Here is a 20,600-nt window from a genome sequence, read left to right as displayed (position 1 = left end):
ACGTCAGAGGAGTTTCGCGCGGGCGGTGCGCCCGCCTGCGACGCGTCAGTGGACTGGACCATTGGGGGCGCGTGACCGTGATCCGTACGAACGCCGGCGCGCCGCGCGTCCGGTGTGTCGGCACCGGACGCGCGGCGCGCCTCCCCCGTCTCGTGCCGGGACCCCTCAGCGTGTCCCGACGGCCGCGCGCACGGCCCGCCGCGCCATGGCGCAGTCGTCGTGCAGCCGGCGCAGCAGCAGCCGGTGCTCCTCGCCCGGCGACACCGCCCCGGCGGGCACCGGGACCGAACCGGCCGGCGGCGCCTCCCTGATCGTGCGCTGCACCGCCGTCTCGTACGTACGGATCTCACGGGTCAGCACGATCATCAGGTTCACCAGGAACGCGTCCCGGGAGGCCGTGCCCGCCTGCTGCGCCAGCTGGCTGATCTGCCGCCGCGCCAGGGGGGCGTCGCCGAGGACCGCCCAGAGCGTCGCCAGGTCGTACCCGGGCAGGTACCAGCCCGCGTGCTCCCAGTCGACGAAGACCGGTCCGGCCGGGGAGAGCAGGATGTTGGAGAGCAGGGCGTCCCCGTGGCAGAACTGCCCCATGCCCTGCCGCCCGCCCGCCTGGGCCAGTCCGTGCAGCAGCTTCTGCAGGTCGTCGCGGTCACGGTCGGTGAAGAGGCCCAGCTCGTGGAAGCGGGCGATCCGGGCCGCGTAGTCGAGCGGGGCGTCGAAGGTCCCGGCCGGCGGACGCCAGGCGTTGAGCCGGGCGACCGCTCCGAGCGCGGCCCGTACGTCCGCGCGGGGCGGAGCCTCGGCGGGGTGGCGGGTCAGCGCCGCCGCCCGTCCGGGCATCCGCTCGATCACCAGCGTGCAGTTCTCCGGGTCCGCGGCGATCAGCCGCGGCGCGCGCACCGGGGGACGGTGCCGGACGAAGGAACGGTAGGAAGCTATTTCGTGCCTGAACCGCTCGACCCACGCGGGGGAGTGGTCCAGTAAACACTTCGCGACCGCCGTGGTCCGACCGGTCGTCCCGACGATCAGCACGGAACGGCCGCTGCGTCGCAGCACCTGGACCGGGTTGAACTCGGGGCAGATCCGCTGGACGGACGCGATCGCCATGCGCAGCTGCGCGCCCTGGGGGCCGGACAGGTCGATTCTCCCGCTGGGCGGCTGGACGGTGCTCCCGGCCCAGCGCCTCTGCCGTGGCGCTCCCTGCGGAACGGGGGCGAGGTACGGTCCGGGGCCGGCCGGGACGGTGCGGTGCAGCGGCCGGGGCGGGGCGGTCACGGAGGACGATGCTGTGTACATGGAGGAGACAGATCCCTTCGCGCGCCGACGAGTTGCGTGCGCCGCCCCGCCCCCCGAACGGTCCGCACCCTGGGGAAAATGTGGGCCGGTCGGCGGGGCGGGGTGGCGCGTTCCTACCTGACACCCGGGCGCGGGTGGCGGAACATCGGGCGCACCCTGGCGAACCCTGGCGAATAGTCGCCAGCCCTATGACAGGGGGTTACTGTCAACTCAGCCGAGAACCTGGGGGCTTAGACGTGACCGGACAGACCAACACCCGCCTGGCGGACCTCTTCGGCCTCGCCGGCTGGTCCAAGGGCGAACTCGCGAGACTCGTGAACCGGCAGGCGGCGGCCATGGGCCACCCCCAGCTGTCGACCGACACCTCGCGGGTGCGGCGCTGGATCGACATGGGGGAGACCCCGCGCGATCCCGTGCCCCGGGTGCTGGCAGCGCTGTTCACCGAGCGACTCGGCCGTGTCGTGACCATCGAGGACCTCGGGTTCGTACGACACGGGCGCGCCGGGAAGAGGCGGGACGTCAGGAACACCGACAACCCTGACGGGCTGCCCTGGGCGCCCGAGCGTACGGCAGCGGTCCTCACCGAATTCACGGGAATGGACCTCATGCTCAACCGACGCGGCCTGGTGGGCGCGGGTGCCGCGCTCGCCGCCGGCTCCGTACTCAGCAACGCCATGCAGGCCTGGCTCCACACCGACCCCGCACGACCCGGCGCCACCCCCCGCGCCGTCGATCCCCTCTACGCCGATCCCGCCGGGTTCGACCGTTACGAGGCGGCCCCCATCGGGTCGGAGGAGATCGACGCGCTGGAGCGCTCCGTGGAGGTCTTCCGCGCCTGGGACGCCTCCCGGGGCGGCGGTCTCCAGCGCAAGGCCGTGGTGGGCCAGCTCAACGAGGTGGGCGGGATGCTCGCCTACCGCCACCCCGACCATCTCCACCGGCGCCTGTGGGGCGTCGCCGCCAACCTGGCCGTCCTGGCCGGCTGGATGTCCCACGACGTGGGCCTGGAGCCCACCGCCCAGAAGTACTTCGTGATCGCCGCGCACGCGGCCCGCGAGGGCGGCGACCGGCCACGGGCCGGCGAGGCGCTGTCCCGCGCCGCCCGCCAGATGGTGCACCTGGGCCGCCCCGACGACGCCCTCGACCTGATGAAGCTGGCCAAGTCGGGCTCGGGGGAGCGGGTGCTGCCCCGGACGCAGGCCATGTTCCAGACCATCGAGGCCTGGGCGCAGGCGTCGATGGGCCGTGGCCAGGCGATGCGCCGCACCCTCGGCGAGGCCGAGGACCTCTTCGTCTCCGACCGGGGCGAGGAGAAGCCGAGCTGGATGCAGAACTTCGACGAGGCCGATCTGCACGGCATGCAGGCGCTCGCCTACCGCACCCTGGCCGAGCACGATCCGGCCGCCGCGGTCCCCGCGCAGCGCCACGCCAAGCTGGCGATCGAGCTGCGCAGCCACGGTCACGACCGGTCGAAGCTGTTCGACCACATCTCGCTCGCCTCGGCCTGCTTCATCGCCGACGACCCCGAGCAGGCGGACCGTTACGCGCGTCTCGCGCTGGTGTCGATGGGGGACACGTCCTCGCACCGCACCTGGGACCGGCTGCGCGAGATGTACCGGCTCACCGGCCAGTACGCGGGCTACACGAAGATCGAGGACCTGCGCGAGGAGATCGAGATCGTGCTGCCGAAGGCGCCGGCGAACCGCCCGCGAACCGGAGAGGTGTGAGGCGCCGGGCGAGCGAGCTGTGCGGGGATACGAGGTCGGCGCCCTCGGAGCCCTCGGAGTCAGGGGACGGGGCTAGCGGCCGACCCGTACGACCATCACGCAGGCGTCGTCCTCGCGCGGCCCCTCGCCGAACTCCTCCACCACCGACCGGACGCAGTCCTGCGCGTCGCGCGCGGCGGCCAGCCGCGGGGCGAGGGCCAGCAGCCGCCGCGTACCGTCGTCGCTGTGCACGTCGCCCGCGGTGCGGGTGAGGCCGTCGGTGTGCAGCAGGAGCAGATCGCCGGGGAGCAGCCGGGTCTCGGCCTCCTCGTACGCGGCGCCCGTCGTCGCGCCGAGGAGCACGCCCTCCGGCCTGGCCAGGGTGCGCACCGTCCCGCCGCGGAAGAGCAGCGGGGCGGGGTGCCCGGCCTGGGACCAGGTGAGGACCTGGGAGGTGGGGTCGTAGCGGCAGCACATCGCGCTGCCGAGCGCGGGCTGGACGGTGGTCTCCAGGAGCTGGTTGAGGTGTCCCATCAGGGCGCCGGGGCGGATCCCGGCCACCGCCATGCCGCGCAGCGCGCCGAGGAGCATGGCCATCGAGGAGGTCGCGGCGACGCCGTGCCCGGTCAGGTCGCCGACCGTCAGCAGCGCGTCCCCGTCCGGGAGCGCGAGGGCGTCGTACCAGTCGCCGCCGATGAGCCCGGTCGACGCGGCCGGCAGGTAGTGGCCGGCGACGTCGAGCGGGGCCGGCCCGTCGTGGGCGAAGCTGAGCGAGCCGCGCCACGGCGGCAGCACGGCCTCCTGGAGCTCGACGGCGACCCGGCGTTCGGTGTGCTCGATCTGCCGGTGCCGCTGGAGGCTGTCACGGCTCTCGCGGACCGCGCGCTCGCTGCGCCGCAGTTCGCTCACGTCCCGCAGGACGGCCCACATCGAGGCCGTGCAGCCGTCGGAGTCGAGGACGGGCTCGCCCGTCATGTGGACCGTGCGGACCCGGCCGTCGCTGCGGACGATGCGGAACTCGCCGTCGATGGGCTTCCCGTCGATCAGGCAGTCCGTCACCATCGCCTGGAGCAGCGACTGGTCCTCGGCGAAGACCAGCGAGGGCAGCTCGTCGAGGGAGAGGGGGCCGCGCTCCCGCGGGCGGCCGAAGATCTGGAACAGCTCGTCGGACCAGTGCACGTCGTCGGTGAGCAGATCCCACTCGGCGCTGCCGACCCGGGAGAGGAGCGAGCCGGCGGGCCGCGGTGCCGGTACCGCGTACGCGGCGGGCGAGTCGACCGGGTGCTCGACGGGCAGGCCGGTCTTCAGCTGGCCCAAGTGCGCGCCGAGGTCGTCGAGTTGGTGGACGGCCAGATCGCAGAGGGCGCGCTGCCACCGGTTGTGCGGGTCGTCCTCGTCCACGGCCGAGTCCCTGCGGACCGCGTCCACCTCGCCCCGCAGCCGGCGCGTCTGCGAGATCAGCGCGTCCACCGTGCCAGGCTCGGGCGACTGGGCGGGACGGTCCGCGAACAGATGGGACGGCATGTCGTACTCCGATACAGGCGACTGGGACCACACGGCACGGCCAGTTCATGAAGTTGAAGCCCGGTCACGACTTTCGCACAGGCCGGGGCACCTCGTAAGGGATTTGGCAACACTCGATACGGTGGTGCTTCTGGCATATGCCAAAGGCCCACAAGGTGACCGTCCGGTACCCATCGGCATTTCGGCCACACCGACTCGGGTTACGGTGCTGGTGTGGTGAGCAACGACGTGAAAACAGTGGGTACGGCCCTCCTGCTGGCGGCCGCACCGGCCGGAAAAGGCCGGGCGATGGACGCGGCCTCCGTGCTGCCCGCGCTCGCGGCGGTACCGGCCGGCGCCCTCACGGGCACGGACATGGCGACGGTCGTCGAACTGGCGGACCCCCTGGACCCGCAGACCGTCCTGACCCGGCTGCGCGCGGCCGCCGCCGCCCCGGGCCCGCTCACCCTCTGCCTCGCCGGACAGCTCCAACTCGACCGCCGCCAACGGCTTCCGCACCTCGCGCTCGCCCGCAGCACCCCGACGACCCTGCGCTACACGGGACTTCCCTGGCACTGGCTGGCCGGCGAACTGGCCCCGCGCCACCCCGGCACCACCACCGTCATCGCCGACCTGGCGGCCGAACCCGAACTCCTCCAGCGCCTCGCCGCCGACCCGAACGCACTCCAACTGGGGCCGTCCGTCGCCCTGTTCGCCCACGTGACGCCCTTCCCGCGCCGGGGCGCCCCCTCGACCCCGGAATACCTCCGGCACTTCGCCACGCTCTGGCGCACGGGCGCCCGGCCCCCGCTCCCGATCCTCCACGCGGAGGCCGTCGCCGCGGCGTCCGCAGCGGACGCGCTCCTGCTCGCGCCCGCGGCGCCCATGGGCGAGCCGCACCGGGCCACCGCCGTGGCGCCTCCGGGCGGGTCACCGATGACACCCCCGGGTGTGGCGCCGATGACACGCCCGGGCGGGTCGCCGACGGCGCCCCTGGGTGTGTCGCCGGTGGCGCCGCCCGGCGAGGCCGGCGTCGATTCGCCACCGACCAGGCGGCTGGGGGGGACGGGCGCCCGCGCGGTGCCGGAACGGCGAGCGGCGACGGCCCCGGCCGAGGCCTCTGTGGTTCCTGGCGCGGCGGCTGTTGCTGTGGCGCCGGGTTCCGTGGTTCCAGGCTCTGCGGCGGCTGTTGCTGGAGCTCAGGCCTCCGTGGTTCCCGACTCTGCGACGCCCGTTCCTGTGGCGCGGGCTTCCGTGGTCCCTGGACCTGCGACGCCCGTTGCTGTGGCTCCGGCCACTGCGGTCCCTGGCCCTGCGGCCTCCGTCGCTCTGACTCCTACCACCGCTCTGACTCCCGCCACCGCTCTGACTCCCGCCACCGCTCTGGCGCCCGCCTCTGCGGTTCCCGGCCCGGAGGCCTCCCCTTCCGTGGCGTCCGCTCCTGCGGTGCCCCGCCCCCAGCGGCCGGCGCAGCCGCCCGTCCCGCCCGCCCCCGGCATCGGGGGCGACCCGCACCCCGCCATCCTGGCCGCCGCCATGGCCGGGCGGCACGGGGAGGCCGCCGCGATGGCCGCCACGTGGGAGAGCGAGGCGCTGCGCCGGTACGGCGCGCGGTCGGGGGAGGCGTTGCACTGGGTGGAGGTGCGGGCCGATCTGGCCCGGCTGGCGGGGGAGCCCGCGCGCAGCTGCGAGTTGTGGATCGCCGCCGCGCAGGCCCGGCTCGGCCTGCGGCAGGGCCCCGACGAGCCGGACGTCGAGGGGGCCGTGGACCGGGCCCACCACCAGTGGGAGCAGATCGAGGACCCGGCCAGGGCCCGCGCCCTCGGACCCGCGCTCGTCGAGCTGCGGCGCCACGTCCCGGGCCGCCGCGCCGGCGCCCTCGCGGCGCTTCAGCGGAGGATGGGCTGAGGCCCGTACCCCGCGCCCCGCACGTCGTTTGTACGCACCTCCCGCCCGCACCGTACGAAAGGACGCCGTGACCTCTCTCGCCACCGCCCAGCGCGCCCTGCTCGACCCCGCCGTGCGCCACCCGCTCTGGCCGCCGCTGACCGCCGGGTGTCCGGTGACCTCCACCGAGCGGGTCGCGTACCCGCTGGACATCGACTACGCCTACGACCAGGTCCCGGACGACCTGTTCACCCGCCCCGCCGCGCACGGCCTGGAGCGCTGGGCGCCGCTGCTCCCGCCGCTCGCCGCGCCGGGGCTCGGCGAGGGGAACACGCCGCTGGTGCCGCTCGGCGACGACGTCTGGATCAAGGACGAGTCGCGCAACCCCACCTGGAGCCACAAGGACCGGCTGAACCGGGTCGCGGTGAGCGCCGCCGTGGCGTCCGGCGCGCGCGGGATCGTCGTGTCCTCCTCCGGCAACCACGGCGCCGCTGCCGCCGCCTACGCGGCCCGCGCGGGCCTGCCGTGCGTGGTGTTCGCGTCGGCCTACGCCCCGCCGGCGGTCGCCTCCCACCTGCGTGCCTACGGCGCGACCGTGCTGACCGCCCCGCGTCCGTCGGTGCGCCCGCTGATGCGGCGGATCGTCGACGAGCTCGGCTACCAGCCGGTGAGCAGCGTGACGGACAGCGCGCACACCGGGCACCCCTTCGGACCGGAGGGCTACAAGACGATCGCGTACGAGATCGCGCTCGACCTGGGACGCGCCCCGGCGGCCGTCCATCTGCCCACCGGGTACGGCGAGTTGCTGTTCGGTGTCACGAAGGGCTTCCAGGAACTCGCGAGGCTCGGCGTCACCGGATCCGTTCCCCGCGTGTACGCGGCCGAGCCGGCCGCCGCCGGCGCCCTGACCGAGGCGATGCGCACCGGGGCGGACACCGCCCGCGTCCCGGTCGGGCCGACCGCCGCGTACGCCATCGACTGCGAGATCAGCGGCTACCGGGGTGTCGTCGCGCTGCGCGCGAGCGGAGGAGCGGCCCGCACGGTGACGGATGCTCAGATGGCGGACGCACAGGCAGAGTTGGCCGCGCAGGGGATGTGGTGCGAGGTCTCCTCGGCGGCCGGGTTGGCGAGCCTGCGCGCCCACGGACCCCGGGAGACGGACGGCCCCGTCGTCTGCGTCGTCACGTCCAGTGGCTACAAGGACACGGCGACCGCGCGCGAGACGCACGCCCCCATGGACCTGGAGTGGGCCGAGGTGAAGGCGCTGCTGGCGTAGGGAACCGCGGGCGGGGGCCCTCGCGGGTCCGGGTGGGCCGGCGGGCCTGGCATCATCGATGCATGGCCCCTGCATCCGCCTCCCTCCGCACCGAGCGGCTCGTCCTGCGCCCCGTGAAGGCCAGGGACCTGCCGGCCGTGACGCGGCTGTGGACCGACCCCGAGGTGCGGCGCCACCTGGGCGGGCCCGTGATCGACTCCGTGGTGCGCATCCGACAGCGGCGGATCGTCGGCGCGAGCGGCTTCCACGCCGTCGAGCGGGCGGCCGACGGCGCGGTCCTCGGACTGGTCACCGTCGAGGCGGGCGCGCGGGACGGGGAGACGGAGGTGTCCTACCAGTTCCTGCCCGAGCACTGGGGGCAGGGCTACGCCCGCGAGGCCGTCGCCGCCGCCGTCGAGCGGGCCCTGGGCGACACGCCGAGTGTCGTCGCGGTCACCCAGGAGGCCAACGCGCGCTCGCGGCGTCTCCTGGAGTCCGTGGGCATGGCGCACGCCGACTCCTTCGTGGAGTGGGACGCGCACCAGGTGCTGTACCGACGGCGGCGCGCCTGAGGCGCCGCCCGGCCGTGGCCGCCCGGCGCCCGGCCGCTCAGAACCGGGCGTGTGTGGTGATGTCGGACTCGAACTGGGTGATCATCTCGGGTGTGACCGTCGGCCGGCACTGGGCGATGGCGTCCAGGTAGTCCCGGGTGGTCGCGCCCGGCGCGGGCCCGTCCCCGGTGCGGGAGCCGACCGACACGAGGTCCCTCTCGAAGGAGTTCTGCGCGGCGATCCGGGCCGCGTGCTCGATGTCGGCGGGGGTGAACAGCTCGCTGGCGAGGACGAGTTCGTCGACGTCGACGTCCGGCCGGGCGTCGGTGTAGCGGGACCAGATCGCGGCCCGGGCCCCCTTGTCCGGGGTGCCGATGGGGATCAGGTAGTCGAAGCGTCCCGGGCGCAGGAACGCCGGGTCGAGGGAGCGGATCGAGTTGGTCGCGCAGACCAGCAGCCGCTCGTCCCGTTCCCGGAAGCCGGGGATCAGCTTGAGCAGCTCGTTCGTCACGCCGTGCGTCCCCCCGGGCTGCGCGGGCTCGGTGCGTACGGGCGCGATCTCCTCGACCTCGTCGATGAAGACCAGCACCCGCTCCAGCTCCGCGATCCGGGCGAAGGCGGAGCGCAGCGCGGCCGCCAGGTTCCCCTCGTCGGCGAGCCGGGACGGCAGGATCTCCACGAACGGCCAGCCGAGCCGGGAGGCGATGGCCCGGGCGAAGGTCGTCTTGCCCGTGCCGGGCGGGCCGAAGAGGCCGAGGGCGCGCGGCGGCCTGACCCCGTGCCGGGCGGCCCGCTCGGGTTCGGCGAGCGGCAGCACGACACGCCGTTCGATCAGGTCCTTCTCGCGTTCCATGCCGGCGACCTTCGCCCACAGGTCGGCGGGGAGCAGCCGCCCGCCGAGGTCGTCGAGGAGGTTCGCGGCGGGCCCGTGCAGCGGCTCGACCTTCTCGAAGTACGCCACGGCGGGCTGCCGGGTGTACCCGGCGTTGAGCAGCCCCTCGCCGACGAGCTCCTCCTCGGGCAGCACATAGGCGATCCGCCCCACCCGGGCGGCCACCAGGCGCCGCTCCAGCTCGACGAGCAGCGCGCTCGCGAGGCCGCGGCCCCGCCACGCCGACGCGATCGCGATCCGCATGACCCAGGCGCGCTCGCCGGCGACACAGGCCAGGGCGGCACCGATGGGGGCGCCCTGGTGGACGGCGACGACGGCCGGCTGGCGGGAGGTCAGGGCGCCGATGCACTCGGCGAGCGAGAAGACCGACTCCTGGCCGAGCTCGGCCGTGGTGTCGATGAGATGGACGACGGCGGCGAGATCGCTCTCGCGGTAGTCGTGGATGAGCCAGTTCACCGGTGGTACCGCCCCTCGTTGCTGCTGTCGCGCTCCGTGACGGCGAGGCTAGGTGGGGCGGCGGGGGCGGGTCCTGCGCCATCGTGCACAAGGGACGCGGGCGAACGCGCCGTACCGGCTCTATGCAGGCGGACCCGACGCGGGCGGACCCGACGCGGGCGGTCTCCACGCACGCGAAAAGCCCCCGTGACGGGCGCACAGGGGCTTCGGCGTACGGGACGGGGCCGTCAGTGGGCCGGGGCCAGCTTCGGGTTCGGGCCGTGGGCGTTCTGCTGGGAGTCGCCCTCGGTGGCGAGGAAGACGATCAGGATGATGAAGCCGACGAGCGGCACCAGGTCGATCAGGATCCACCAGCCGGAGCGGCCCGTGTCGTGCAGGCGCCGGACGGCCACGCCCAGGCTGGGAAGGAGCACGCCGAGGCCGTAGATCGCGTAGAGCAGCGGGTACGTGCCCAGAGCCATGTCGACGATCATGACGATGATCGCCGCGATCAGGTTGAAGAGGGCGAACATCCAGAATTCCTGGCGCCGCGCCCGGCCGGTGAATACCGCGTACTTCTTGAGAACGTCGAGGTACCAGTTCACTTAGTCCCCCCAAGGAACGGATCGTGAGTGGGGCCTGCCCCTGTGGAGCTAGCTTTACGCAGAACTTATGTGGCTGAAACCACGTGGGTCAATCCGTTACCGGGTGGTGGCCGTTCACAGATACGGGCGCGACGGAAGTGAACGGCGTCGCCTTCTCTTGCGAGGAGGCGACGCCGTGGTCGGGAGAGGATCGGAGTCACGTCGTTCTCTTGCTCATGAGCAGTCCGCCCGCGGTGAGGGCGAAGAGACAGACGCACGCGCCGGTGATGACATTGCTGAGGATCGCGCCGGTACCGGCGTCCCGGGAGACCACCCACGGGGAGACGATCAGCCATGCACCGAGCAGCAGGACCACGAAGTTGAGGTCCTGGGACCGCTCCGGGGCCATCGACATGCACAGCCCGAGGCCGGCGAGAGCGATGCCGACGATCAGGTTGCTGATGGCCAGTTCCGGCTTTGCGGCGGCGAAGTGGACGGTCCACGCGGAGACCGCGGCGTAGATTCCGGCGAGGATCACCAGCTCCTCGACCGCCGCCACACCACGGGTCTGCAGCACACGGGCATAACGGTCCCGCATTTCTCCCGCGTCGGGGTGTCCACTGATATCACCGGGACGGTGAGAGACGTCGGCCATACGACTCGCCTCCTTCTGGCGTCCTGCACGTCTGACCGCGCTTGCGGCATGGATGCCGCGGTTTCATTGTGCGCTTATCTGGCCTTTATGTGTAGATCTGCCCGATAAGGGATGTGCACAGAAAACGACACCCCCCGCTGCCGGGAACTGCCAAAGACGGGGAAGGTTCAACAAGCGTTCAGGGAAAGATCAAGAAAAGCGCCGCATCGATATGCGCATTCCCTCTTGAATCGTCACGCGCCGTCCTCCATCCTCCGTCCCCGGCCCGCCCGCCCGAGCGCCCGGACCGCAGACCCTGGAGAGGCCCCGATGACGCGTGCCCCCGTCCTCGCCGAGGACGTCTTCACCCCCGCCGCACTCGACGACCCGCACACCCTCTACGCCCGGCTCCGCGCCGCGGGCCCCGTCCACCACCTGCCGGGAGCCGGCCTGCACCTGGTCGCCCGGCACGCCCAGGTCCTGGAGGTCCTCGACGACCCCGCCACCTACTCCAGCAACCTCACCGCGCTGTTCTTCGCCGGCGACGACGGCCGCCCGGCCCTCCTCGACGCCGGCGGCACCGGGCCCGACGTCCTCGCCACCGCCGACCCGCCCGCCCACACCGGACAACGCGCCGTCGTCCGGCACGCCTTCGGCCGCGGCGCCGTGGAGTCCTGGCGCACCGCCGTCGAGGAGATCGCCGCACCCCGGATCGCGGCCCTCGCCGCGCGCGGCGGCGGCGACTGGATGGCCGAGCTCGCCGCGCCGCTCCCGGTCCTCGTCATCGCCCGCGTCCTCGGGCTCCCCGACGCCGACGCCACGCGGCTCACCGCCTGGGCGGACGCCGGTGTCGAGCTCTTCTCCGGACACGCCGACGCCGACCGGATGCTCCGCCTCGGCGCCGGCATGGCGGACTTCCTCGGCTACCTCCGCGCCCGGCTCGACGCCGCCGGGACCGCACCCACCGGCGGCCTCGTCGACACCCTCGTCGCCGCCCGCGCCCGCGGCGAACTCGCCGCCGACGAGGCCACCGCCATGCTGCTCCAACTGGTCATCGCGGGCAGCGAGTCCACCACCAGCCTGCTGGGCAGCGCCGTCCGACTGCTCGCCGGACGCCCCGACCTCCAGGACCGGCTGCGCAAGGACCCGCCCGCGGTCGAGCGGCTGGTGGAGGAGGCACTGCGCCTGGAGAGCCCCTTCCGGGGCCACTTCAGGATCACCACGCGCCCGGCCGTGCTCGGCGGGGTGCGACTCCCCGCCGGAGCACGGCTGATGCTGCTCTGGGGCGCGGCCAACCGCGACCCGGCGGCCCACCCGGAACCGGACACCCTCGACCTCGACCGGCCGGGACCGAAGGGACACACGGCCTTCGGGCGGGGCATCCACTTCTGCCTCGGCGCCCACCTGGCCCGCCTGGAGGCCGTGGTCGCCCTGCGCCTCCTGCTGGCGGCGACCAGCGACCTCACACTGCCGGAAGGCATCGCCCCCGCCTACCTGCCGAGCCTCTTCGTCCGGCGGCTCGCCCGGCTGCCGATCGTGGTCAACGGCGCGCGTACGGACGGGTGATGATCTCCATGTTGTGGCCGTCGGGGTCGTCGAAGTAGGCGCCCCGGCCGCCGTAACGGTGGTTGATCCGGCCCGGATCGGTGTGGTTCGGATCGGAGTAGTACGTCACCCGCATCCGCTCGAGACGCTCGATCATCGTGTCGAACTCCTCGTCCGGCACGAGGAACGCGTAATGGGTGGGGGTGAAGGGCTCGTCACCCTGCTGGTAGTAGTCCAGGGTCACACCGTTGCCGGTGTCCACCGGCAGGAACGGGCCCATCGGGGCACCGACCGTGAGACCGAGCACCTCGGCGAGGAACTCGGCGGAGACCCGCCGGTCACGGGCGTACACGACGGTGTGGTTGAGCTCGACGCTCATGGGGGGTCCTTTCACAGGGCAAGCGCTGTCGACTGTCTCCTGTCCCGTACACGCGGTACGGGAGGGACGGCCGCGGCGGACCCCGCGCACACCACCCGGCGGCGCTCACGCCACAGCCGGGCGCCTCACTCGCTCACGGCCCATGGCCGACCCGGCAGTCATGCCTCCACGGTAGCCCGCGCCGATCTTGTACGACAACGCGGTTTACGGCCACGGCCCGGCCGGTCGGCGTCGGTCGGTGTCGGTGTCGGTGTCGGTGTCGGCGTCGGCGTCGGCGTCTGTGCCGGCGCCGGTCGGCATCGGTCCGCGCCGGTCGGCACGGGTCTTGGCGGGCGCCCGGCGCGCGGCCCGGCGCGGGAAGTGCGCCAGGCACTCGCGGCGTAGCCTGGAAGTGGACTCGGGGTCCCACGTTCCACCGCCGGGAGGCGGACGACGATGACCGGAATCGTTTCCAGGAGCTTCGACTCCGCAGACGAGACCCGCCCCTTCGACGGCGGCAAGGGCCGGCTGGACCTGCTCAACACGGACAAGGGCCAGATCGGCAGGGCCGTGTTCGAACCGGGCTGGCAGTGGACCAAGCACGTGAAGCCCATCGCGGGCACCGACAGCTGCCAGGCGCACCACGTCGGCTACGTCGTCAGCGGCCGCATCAAGGTGGTCATGGACGGCGACGGCGACAGCTCCGAGCTCGGCCCCGGCGACTTCTACGAGATCCAGCCGGGACACGACGCCTGGGTCCTCGGCGACGAGCCCTGCGTGGCCCTCGACTGGGTCGGCTTCGGCGACTACGCCGTACCGTCCGGCTCCTGACCCTCCCGGCCGGACCACGGGGCGCCGTCACGCGTGCCCGAAGCGCACCCCCTCCCACGGCACCCGGCCGTGCGGGAAGGAGTCCGGGGAGCGCTGGTCGAGCGTGCGCGGCGGAGCCGCCTCGATGACCGGCTCGGCGCCCTCCACCTCGCGCAGCCAGGCGGCGAGGGCGTCCCGCAGCCCGTCGGCCACCCGCCGGTGCGAGGTGAGCCCGGCCAGGTTCTCCAGCTCGTACGGATCGGCCGCCAGGTCGTACAGCTCGCTCTCGCGGTAGCGGTCGGCGTCCGGCTGCCGCCAGGGATCGGGACCGGGCGGCGCCGTCACCACGTACTTCCACCGCTCCGTGCGCACCGCCCGCCCGATCACGTCCTCGCTGATCTGCACGAACACCGAGTACGGGCGCTCGGGGTCGGACCCGCCGCCGACCAGCGGCCGCAGCGAACGCCCCTGCACGCCCTCCGGGATCCTCAGGCCCGCCGCGTCGACGAGCGTCGGCATCAGGTCCACCGTGGAGACCGGATGGCGGATGAGGCCGCCGCCGCGGAAGCCGGGTCCGGTGAGCGCGAACGGCACGCGCACCGAGGCCTCGTGGGCGGAGCGCTTGTACTCGCCGTTGCGCGTTCGGAAGTGCGAACCGTGGTCGGCGGTCCAGGCGAGCAGCGTGTCGTCCTCGATGCCCAGGCTGCGCAGCGTGTCCCGCAGCCGCCCCACCCCCTCGTCGACGCGTTTGATCTGGCCCAGGTAGCCGCCGAGATGCCGGTGCGCGCCGCCCTGCTCGGCCCCGGGGCTGAGCGCCGCGAGGTCGGGTGGCAGCCACCGGCCCTCGTAGCGCTCCCAGTAGCCGGTGGGCGCCGGGTAGGAGTCGGTGGCGTTCTGGTGATGCGGCTCCAGGAGGGAGAGGAAGAGCAGGAAGGGCCGCTCGTGGTGATCGGCGACGAAGCGGATCGCCGCGTCGATCAGGGCGTCCGAGCGGTACCCCGGCAGCCGGACCGGCTCGCCCTCCTCGTCGTACACCACGGTCCGGTACGCGTCGGAGGTGAACTCCAGCCGGTCCGAGGCGAGCCAGCGCTCGTAGCCGCCGCGCCGGCCGGGCGGGACCGGGCCGTCGGGGTTGTCCTCGCCGGCCAGGTGCCACTTGCCGATGTAGCCGGTGACATACCCGGCCTCGGCGAAGGTCCCGGCGAGCGTGGGGAGTTCCGCTCCGAGCGGAAGTCCGTTGCGGAACACCCCGGTGGCCGTCGGATAGCGGCCAGTCTGCAGCGCGGCACGGGCGGGCGCGCACACCGGATTGGGCGTGACCGCCTGCTCGACCAGCGTGCCCTCGCGGGCCAGCCGGTCGAACTCCGGGGTCGCCCCGGCGGGGTTGCCGTGCGCGCCGGTGGTGTCCCACCGCTGCTGGTCGGTGAGGACGACGACGACGCTCGGCCGGGCGGCGGCGGGCGGCATCAGACGGCGGGCCGCGCCGTCGAGGCGCCGGAGGCGATGCCGAAGGCCGGGTCGGGCACGCCCTCGGGCGCGAGCAGGACCGACGAGCGCCCGTCCACGCCGACCGGGACGTCACCGTCGATGGTCACCCGGCGCAGCTTGCGGTCGTGGGCGTCAGAGTCGTCCACGCCGTAGTGCTGGGTGGCCCGGTTGTCCCAGATCGCCACGTCGCCGACCTGCCACTGCCAGCGGACGGTGTTCTCCGGGCGCTCGACGTGGGACTGGAACAGGTCGACCAGCGCGCGCGAGTCGGCACCGGTCAGCCCGCTGATCCGCTGCACGAAGTTGCCGAGGAGGAGGGTGCGTTCGCCGGTCTCGGGGTGGACGCGCACGACCGGGTGCTCGGTGAGGAACTTCGTCGAGGCGAACACCTCGCGGAAGCGGACCAGCTGCTCGGGCAGGGTGTCGGGGCGCAGGGCCGCGTAGTCGTAGTCGTTGGAGTGCACCGCCCGCAGCCCCTCGGCCAGGACGCGCAGCGGCTCCGGGAGGCGCTCGTACGCGGTGGCGGTGTTGGCCCACAGGGTGTTGCCGCCGTAGGGCGGGATGACCACGGCACGCAGGATCGAGAAGGCCGGGTAGGCGGGGACGAAGGTGACGTCGGTGTGCCACTGGTTGGCCCGGCCGCCGTAGTCGGAGTCGATGGGGAAGGAGTAACGCCCGTCGGACGAGGGGACGGTGGGGTGGGCGACCGGCGTGCCGAGCAGGCGTCCGAAGGCCTCGTGGGAGTCCTCGTCCAGGTGGTCCTGGTCGCGGAAGAAGACGACCTTGTGCTCCAGCAGGGCGGCGCGGATCGCGGCGACCGTCTCGGGGGCGAGGTCGCCGCCGAGCCGCACACCGGAGATGACGGCGCCGAGCCTGCCGCCGACCTTGCGGACGGTGAGTTCGGTGGCGGTGGCGGTGGCGGTGGCGGTGGTGGGGGCGGTCGTGGTCGACATGACGGATCCCTTCGGGACAGGGTGCGGAGTTAATTTCGCAGGGGAAGTAATGAAGGCGCCAGAGGGCGGGCACCGGAGGGGCTGGCGAGACGCCACGGGGTGCGCACCGGAGAGCCGGCTGGTGCGGCGGGGCGACGACCAGGACCATCGCAGGGCTCCCGGCGGACCGTCAACGATCCACAGGCCCGGCGAAGATCGCCCCGTGGTGGTTGAATCGGCCTCTCCTCCGGCACCGGGCAGCCGCCCACCGGACTCCGCCAGACCCCTTGTGACCAGTGCTTTCGCCGGTACGGAGGGGCACGGCGAGTGGTCCGGCCGCGCCCGTGGCGGGCGTCCCGCGCGGCGCCGGGGGATTTCACGCCGTGGCAACACTGAGCAGCACTCCCGAGACGAGGCCTTCATGACCTTCACCTCTCCCACCCCCCACACCCCGCGCATGGCCGGGGACGGCCGGCGCGAGACCAACGCCGCCACCGTGCTGCGCACCGTCCTCGACCACGGGCCCGTCGCCCGCAGCGGCATCGCCCGGCTCTCCGGACTCAGCCCCGCGGCCGTCTCCCGTCAGGCCACTGACCTGCTCCGGCACGGACTGCTGCACGAACTGCCCGAGTACGCCGAGGGCGGGGGAGTGGGCCGCCCGCAGATCCCCGTCGACCTGCATCTCGGCACGACCGGCGGCCCGGTCGCCGGCGGCATCCATCTCGGCGTCCCCGCCTCGTCCCTGGGCCTGGTGGACCTGCGTGGCCGGGTCCTCGCCCGGCGCACCCTCAGCCACGCCGGGGTCGACCCGCGCACCCTGCCCGGCACCGTCGCCCGGGAGATGCGGGCCTTTCTGGCCGAGTACACCGACGGGCGCCCGCTGCTCGGCGTCGGAGCGGCTGTCGGCGGCTGGGTCGACCCCGACCGGGGGCACGTCGTACGCCACGACGCGTTCGGCTGGTACCACCGGCCGCTGGTCGCCGAACTGACCGGCGGCCTGGGCGGGCGCACCGTACGGGTCGACAACCACGCCCGCGCCATCGCCCAGTCGGAGATCCTCTTCGGCCGCCCCGAGGCGCGCCGCAGCCTGGTCCACCTCTTCATCGGCAACGTGGTCGACGCCGCCCTCGGGATCGCCGGAGTCGTGCACCAGGGGCCCGGCTCGGCCGCCGGAGACGTGGCCCACCTGCCCGTTCCGGACTCCACCACGCCTTGCCCGTGCGGGCGTTCGGGCTGCCTGGAGGCGACCGCGTCGAACACCTGGGTCGGCGAGACCGCGTACCGCAGGGGGATCGTGCCCGAACCGGACGTGTCCCTGGTGGTGGACGCGGCGGCGGCCGGCGACCGGCGCGCGGACCGGCTCCTGCGCGAGCGGGCCCGCGCGGTGGGGCGGGCGGTCGCCCTGCTGCTCGACGTGCTCAACCCCGACCTGGTGGTGGTCACGGAGCAGGCCAGCGTCCTGGACCCGGAGTACCTGGAGGAGATCAGGGGCGCCGCGATCGACCTCTCGCACGTCTGCGACGACCCCGAACGGATCGTCAGTCCACATGCCGGACCAGCCACCCTGCCCGTGGCGGCGGGCACGGTTCTGCTGAATCCCCTGTTCAGGAACCCTCTTCAGGGCATCGAAAGGCTGTCGGTGAAGGCGGCTTACAGCTGAGGTTGTCTCAGAATCCGGACAAGCCTGGTTGACCCGGCCGGGAAGCCGCTGCCATATTGCTCCCGTGAATCCGGACATGCGCCTCATCTGCCGCAGGCACGTCGACCTCTGTCGACAGGCCAGCGCGGTCTGTGCCGTCCGCCTCTGAGCGGTCCGCTCCGCACGCCTCCGCCTTCCTCCCGGGCTCCGGGCCACCGAACGCGTCGCGTTCGGCCCGCCGCGGCACGCCCGGCATCCGCTCCCGGGTAGCGGGCAAGCTCCGTTCCTGACCCCCTCAGGGATCTCCGGCCCTCCCGGTCCTCCCGTCGCGCCCGCTCCTGAGTTCCCTTCTCCTGCCAGGGGTTTGTTTCTCCCGCAGCGGAAGTAATTCGCGGAGCTGTTCCTCCGCGCCGGTTCCCACGAGCCCCCGCCCGATCCGGGGATCCCTCCCCATCCCTTCGCTTCCCTCCCCCCTTCCCTCCCCCTTCCCTCCCCCTTCCCTCTCCTTACCTCCGCCCTCCCCTCCCTCTCACAGGCAGGCATCCGATGACCGAGCTGTACCCCTCCACGCCCAGCACCCCCTCCCGCCGCACCGCCCTGCGCGCCGCTGGCGGTGGGACCCTGCTCCTGGGGCTGGGTCTGGCCGGCTGCCGCTCGGCCGTCTCCGAGTCCGGCGCCACCGACCCGAAGGCCGCGGCGGGACCACGCCGCGGCGGCACCGTCACCGTCGCCGTCAACAGCGACTTCACCCCCAGCCTGCTCTTCGCCCAGAGCAACCAGTCCCTCCAGCAGCGGCTGCTGTTCAACACCCTCACCCGCTACGACGACCGGCTCCGCCCCCAGCCCGAGCTCGCCACCTCCTGGGAGTACGCCCAGGACGGGCGCAGCATCACCCTCAAGCTGCGCACCGGAGTGACCTTCCACGACGGCCGCCCCTTCACCGCAGACGACGTCGTCTTCGCCGTGAAGAACCTGCAGAACCCGCTCAGGGCCGCCCAGTTGCGCACCACCGCCGCCGCGATCACCGGCTTCGACAAGCGCGGCGACCACGAACTGACCCTCCGCCTCGCCCACCCGGTCAACAACCTCTTCGACCTCTTCGAGTTCATGATCGTCACCGATCGGAACAGCATCGAGGACGCCGTCACCGGCAAGCGGCTCAACGGCACCGGCCCCTTCAAGCTGGCCAAGTGGAGCCCCGGCACCGGAGTGAGCCTCACCCGCAACGACACGTACTGGCAGCCCGGCCGCCCCTACCTCGACGGCGTCGAACTCCGCGTCATACCCCAGGCCGACGCGCTCATCTCCTCCCTGCGCTCCGGCCAGTCCCAGCTCTCCTTCAGCGTCCCCGGCAAGAGCCTCACCGTCGTCAAGAACAACCCCGACCTCACCCTCACCAGCTACGACACCGGCGCCGGCGCCTACTACCTCGGCGTCAACACCACCGTCGCCCCCCTCGACGACAAGCTGGTCCGCCAGGCCCTCGCCTGGGCCATCGACCGTGAGCGCCTCCTCAAGCAGGCCCTCGGCGGCTACGGCCTCGCCTCCGCCGCGCCCTGGCCGAAGTCCTCGCCCGCGTTCACCGAGAGCGGCCGCACCCACTACACGTACGACCCCGGCAAGGCCCGCGAGCTCCTCAAGGCCGCCGGACACCCCAGGCTGGAGCTGCCGCTGCTCCATGTCAGCCTGCCCGGCGAGACGGCGCTCGCGGAGTCGATCCAGTACGACCTCAAGCAGGCCGGTGTCGACGTCACCCTCCAGCCCACCGACCCCGCCACCGCCCAGAAGAACCTGATCTCGCAGAACATGCCCGCCCTGTGGGCCATGGGCCACGGTTTCGCGCAGGTCCAGCCGTCCACCCTCGCCGTCAGCGCGTACCCCTTCAACGAGGCCAAGAACACCTCGAAGTTCCGCTCCGCCGCGTACACCCGGATCGTCCGCGAGGCCTGGACCAGCCGCGCCACCGGCGCCGCCGCCAACGCCCTGCAGGCCCGGATCTCCGACCTCCTCCTCGACGAGGCCTTCATCATCGACCTGGTCATCCGCGGCAACGTCCAGGTCGCCTCCGCCAAGCTGCACGGCGTCGCCCTCAACAAGTTCTCCTACCTCAACCTCGACGACGCCTACCTGGCGGGCTGAGCGATGCGCCGCCACCTCCTGCGGAGGATCCCCTCCGCCCTCCTCGTCCTCCTCCTCGCTTCCTTCCTCGTCTTCACCCTCATCCGGCTCGTCCCCGGCGACCCCGCCAGCTCCCTCGCCGGCCCCGACGCGACTCCGGAGACCGTCGCCGCCATCCGCACCCGACTCGGCCTCGACGCCCCGCTGTTCAGCCAGTACGCGCACTGGCTCGGCGGCCTCGTGACCGGCGACCTCGGACCCTCGTACGCCATCGGCGGCCAGACCGCCGACCTCATCGGCGACGGACTCGGCGCGACCGTCGAACTCACCCTGGGCGCCCTGCTGTTCGTCGTGCTCCTCGGCGGCGCCTTCGGAGTCCTCGGCGCCACCGCCCGCAGCTCCTGGGTGCGCGGGGCGGTGCGGGTCGTCACCACGGCGGCGCTCGCCGTACCGCCGTTCGTCTCCGGCGTCCTGCTGGTCCTGCTGTTCGCCGTCGTCCTCGGCGTGCTGCCGCCGGGCGGCCGGGTCCCGATCCTCACCGCGCCCGACCTGGGAGTGCAGTACCTGCTGCTGCCCGCCCTCTGCCTCGCCCTGCCCAGCGCCGCCGTCCTCGGCCGCTACCTCAAGGACGGCATCGAACGCGCCCTCACCGAGGACCACGTCCGCACCGCCACCGCCGCCGGCATCGCACCCCGCCGCATCCTGTGGCGCCACGCCCTGCCCGGCGCGCTACCGCCCGTCGTCACCCTCCTCGGCATGCAGACCGGCCATCTCCTCGGCGGAGCCGTCCTCGTCGAGGCCATCTTCGCCTGGCCCGGCCTCGGCCAGCTCGCCGAACAGGCCCTGGTCCGCCGCGACTACCCCGTCGTCCAGGACCTGCTGCTCCTCCTCGTCACCGTCTTCGTCCTCGTCCAACTGCTCACCGACCTCGTCCACGCCTGGCTCGACCCCCGGATCAGGTGGGAGTGAC

Annotated in this window: 17 protein-coding genes; 9 read left to right on the top strand and 8 right to left on the bottom strand. The window is 73.2% G+C overall.

Going from position 1 to position 20,600, the window contains the following annotated elements:
* Positions 1–165: 165 nt before the first annotated feature.
* The gene (locus tag ACZ3ZE_RS11925; protein WP_361167297.1) at positions 166–1,293 is read right to left on the bottom strand and encodes an aminoglycoside phosphotransferase family protein; all 1,128 of its coding nucleotides are present in this window, start codon (positions 1,291–1,293) and stop codon (positions 166–168) included.
* 236 nt (positions 1,294–1,529) lie between these two features.
* Between ACZ3ZE_RS11925 and ACZ3ZE_RS11920 the strand changes: the two genes are divergently transcribed.
* Positions 1,530–3,020 (top strand): DNA-binding protein NsdB, encoded by a 1,491-nt coding sequence (locus tag ACZ3ZE_RS11920; protein WP_361167300.1) that lies wholly within the window; start codon positions 1,530–1,532, stop codon positions 3,018–3,020.
* A 72-nt stretch (positions 3,021–3,092) separates the two neighbouring features.
* Here the strand turns inward: ACZ3ZE_RS11920 and ACZ3ZE_RS11915 are convergent, their stop codons facing one another.
* Positions 3,093–4,523: a PP2C family protein-serine/threonine phosphatase gene (locus ACZ3ZE_RS11915; RefSeq protein ID WP_467258728.1), complete on the bottom strand. Its 1,431-nt coding sequence runs from the start codon at positions 4,521–4,523 to the stop codon at positions 3,093–3,095.
* Between the two features lie 213 nt (positions 4,524–4,736).
* Here ACZ3ZE_RS11915 and ACZ3ZE_RS11910 point away from each other — a divergent pair, with 213 nt between their 5' ends.
* The 3 genes from ACZ3ZE_RS11910 (at position 4,737) to ACZ3ZE_RS11900 (ending at position 8,216) form a co-directional block, all read left to right on the top strand.
* The gene (locus tag ACZ3ZE_RS11910; RefSeq protein WP_467258725.1) at positions 4,737–6,410 is read left to right on the top strand and encodes a hypothetical protein; all 1,674 of its coding nucleotides are present in this window, start codon (positions 4,737–4,739) and stop codon (positions 6,408–6,410) included.
* 67 nt (positions 6,411–6,477) lie between these two features.
* Entirely contained in the window at positions 6,478–7,665 is a 1,188-nt protein-coding gene (locus tag ACZ3ZE_RS11905) for a threonine synthase (RefSeq protein ID WP_361625751.1), read from the top strand.
* 62 nt (positions 7,666–7,727) lie between these two features.
* Entirely contained in the window at positions 7,728–8,216 is a 489-nt protein-coding gene (locus ACZ3ZE_RS11900) for a GNAT family N-acetyltransferase (protein WP_361167312.1), read from the top strand.
* A 37-nt stretch (positions 8,217–8,253) separates the two neighbouring features.
* On the opposite strand, the gene ACZ3ZE_RS11895 is transcribed toward ACZ3ZE_RS11900, so the two are convergent.
* The 3 genes from ACZ3ZE_RS11895 to ACZ3ZE_RS11885 form a co-directional block, all read right to left on the bottom strand.
* Complete coding sequence (locus ACZ3ZE_RS11895; RefSeq protein WP_361167315.1) at positions 8,254–9,543, bottom strand: ATP-binding protein; 1,290 nt, start codon at positions 9,541–9,543, stop codon at positions 8,254–8,256.
* Between the two features lie 227 nt (positions 9,544–9,770).
* A complete protein-coding gene (locus ACZ3ZE_RS11890; protein ID WP_361167318.1) occupies positions 9,771–10,127 on the bottom strand; it encodes a DUF805 domain-containing protein in 357 nt (118 codons plus the stop codon).
* A 196-nt stretch (positions 10,128–10,323) separates the two neighbouring features.
* Positions 10,324–10,683: an SPW repeat protein gene (locus ACZ3ZE_RS11885; RefSeq protein ID WP_361167321.1), complete on the bottom strand. Its 360-nt coding sequence runs from the start codon at positions 10,681–10,683 to the stop codon at positions 10,324–10,326.
* 387 nt (positions 10,684–11,070) lie between these two features.
* Between ACZ3ZE_RS11885 and ACZ3ZE_RS11880 the strand changes: the two genes are divergently transcribed.
* Positions 11,071–12,306 carry a cytochrome P450 gene (locus tag ACZ3ZE_RS11880; protein ID WP_361167324.1) on the top strand — a complete coding sequence of 412 codons (1,236 nt, stop codon included), beginning with the start codon at positions 11,071–11,073 and terminating at the stop codon, positions 12,304–12,306.
* Here the strand turns inward: ACZ3ZE_RS11880 and ACZ3ZE_RS11875 are convergent.
* On the bottom strand, positions 12,281–12,664 hold the full coding sequence (locus ACZ3ZE_RS11875; RefSeq protein ID WP_361167327.1) for a VOC family protein: 384 nt from the start codon (positions 12,662–12,664) through the stop codon (positions 12,281–12,283). The genes ACZ3ZE_RS11880 and ACZ3ZE_RS11875 overlap by 26 nt on opposite strands.
* Before the next feature lie 435 nt (positions 12,665–13,099).
* Here ACZ3ZE_RS11875 and ACZ3ZE_RS11870 point away from each other — a divergent pair, with 435 nt between their 5' ends.
* Positions 13,100–13,474, top strand: coding sequence for a cupin domain-containing protein (locus ACZ3ZE_RS11870; RefSeq protein ID WP_361167330.1), 375 nt, complete (start codon positions 13,100–13,102; stop codon positions 13,472–13,474).
* A 27-nt stretch (positions 13,475–13,501) separates the two neighbouring features.
* Here ACZ3ZE_RS11870 and ACZ3ZE_RS11865 read toward each other — a convergent pair whose 3' ends face one another.
* On the bottom strand, positions 13,502–14,920 hold the full coding sequence (locus ACZ3ZE_RS11865) for a sulfatase-like hydrolase/transferase (RefSeq protein WP_467258722.1): 1,419 nt from the start codon (positions 14,918–14,920) through the stop codon (positions 13,502–13,504).
* A complete protein-coding gene (locus tag ACZ3ZE_RS11860) occupies positions 14,920–15,894 on the bottom strand; it encodes a TauD/TfdA dioxygenase family protein (protein WP_467258719.1) in 975 nt (324 codons plus the stop codon). Before ACZ3ZE_RS11860 ends, ACZ3ZE_RS11865 begins: the two co-directional genes overlap by 1 nt.
* Before the next feature lie 400 nt (positions 15,895–16,294).
* Between ACZ3ZE_RS11860 and ACZ3ZE_RS11855 the strand changes: the two genes are divergently transcribed.
* The 3 genes from ACZ3ZE_RS11855 (at position 16,295) to ACZ3ZE_RS11845 (ending at position 20,599) form a co-directional block, all read left to right on the top strand.
* Complete coding sequence (locus ACZ3ZE_RS11855) at positions 16,295–17,533, top strand: ROK family transcriptional regulator (RefSeq protein ID WP_361167339.1); 1,239 nt, start codon at positions 16,295–16,297, stop codon at positions 17,531–17,533.
* A 525-nt stretch (positions 17,534–18,058) separates the two neighbouring features.
* Positions 18,059–19,651, top strand: coding sequence for an ABC transporter substrate-binding protein (locus ACZ3ZE_RS11850; protein WP_467258716.1), 1,593 nt, complete (start codon positions 18,059–18,061; stop codon positions 19,649–19,651).
* Between the two features lie 3 nt (positions 19,652–19,654).
* Positions 19,655–20,599: an ABC transporter permease gene (locus ACZ3ZE_RS11845; RefSeq protein WP_361625763.1), complete on the top strand. Its 945-nt coding sequence runs from the start codon at positions 19,655–19,657 to the stop codon at positions 20,597–20,599.
* Position 20,600: the final 1 nt, after the last annotated feature.

The organism is Streptomyces sp. NPDC023157 (genome assembly GCF_055560575.1).
The sequence above is the reverse complement of the archived record's forward strand: the minus strand, read 5'-3'. Positions and strand labels throughout refer to the sequence as shown.

Coding starts and splice junctions, on each gene's coding strand:
- ACZ3ZE_RS11925 (WP_361167297.1), bottom strand. CDS start 1,293: ATGTACACAGCATCGTCCTCCGTGACCGCCCCGCCCCGGCCGCTGCAC.
- ACZ3ZE_RS11915 (WP_467258728.1), bottom strand. CDS start 4,523: ATGCCGTCCCATCTGTTCGCGGACCGTCCCGCCCAGTCGCCCGAGCCT.
- ACZ3ZE_RS11900 (WP_361167312.1), top strand. CDS start 7,728: ATGGCCCCTGCATCCGCCTCCCTCCGCACCGAGCGGCTCGTCCTGCGC.
- ACZ3ZE_RS11880 (WP_361167324.1), top strand. CDS start 11,071: ATGACGCGTGCCCCCGTCCTCGCCGAGGACGTCTTCACCCCCGCCGCA.
- ACZ3ZE_RS11875 (WP_361167327.1), bottom strand. CDS start 12,664: ATGAGCGTCGAGCTCAACCACACCGTCGTGTACGCCCGTGACCGGCGG.
- ACZ3ZE_RS11870 (WP_361167330.1), top strand. CDS start 13,100: ATGACCGGAATCGTTTCCAGGAGCTTCGACTCCGCAGACGAGACCCGC.
- ACZ3ZE_RS11865 (WP_467258722.1), bottom strand. CDS start 14,920: ATGCCGCCCGCCGCCGCCCGGCCGAGCGTCGTCGTCGTCCTCACCGAC.
- ACZ3ZE_RS11860 (WP_467258719.1), bottom strand. CDS start 15,894: ATGTCGACCACGACCGCCCCCACCACCGCCACCGCCACCGCCACCGCC.
- ACZ3ZE_RS11855 (WP_361167339.1), top strand. CDS start 16,295: ATGACCTTCACCTCTCCCACCCCCCACACCCCGCGCATGGCCGGGGAC.
- ACZ3ZE_RS11850 (WP_467258716.1), top strand. CDS start 18,059: ATGACCGAGCTGTACCCCTCCACGCCCAGCACCCCCTCCCGCCGCACC.
- ACZ3ZE_RS11845 (WP_361625763.1), top strand. CDS start 19,655: ATGCGCCGCCACCTCCTGCGGAGGATCCCCTCCGCCCTCCTCGTCCTC.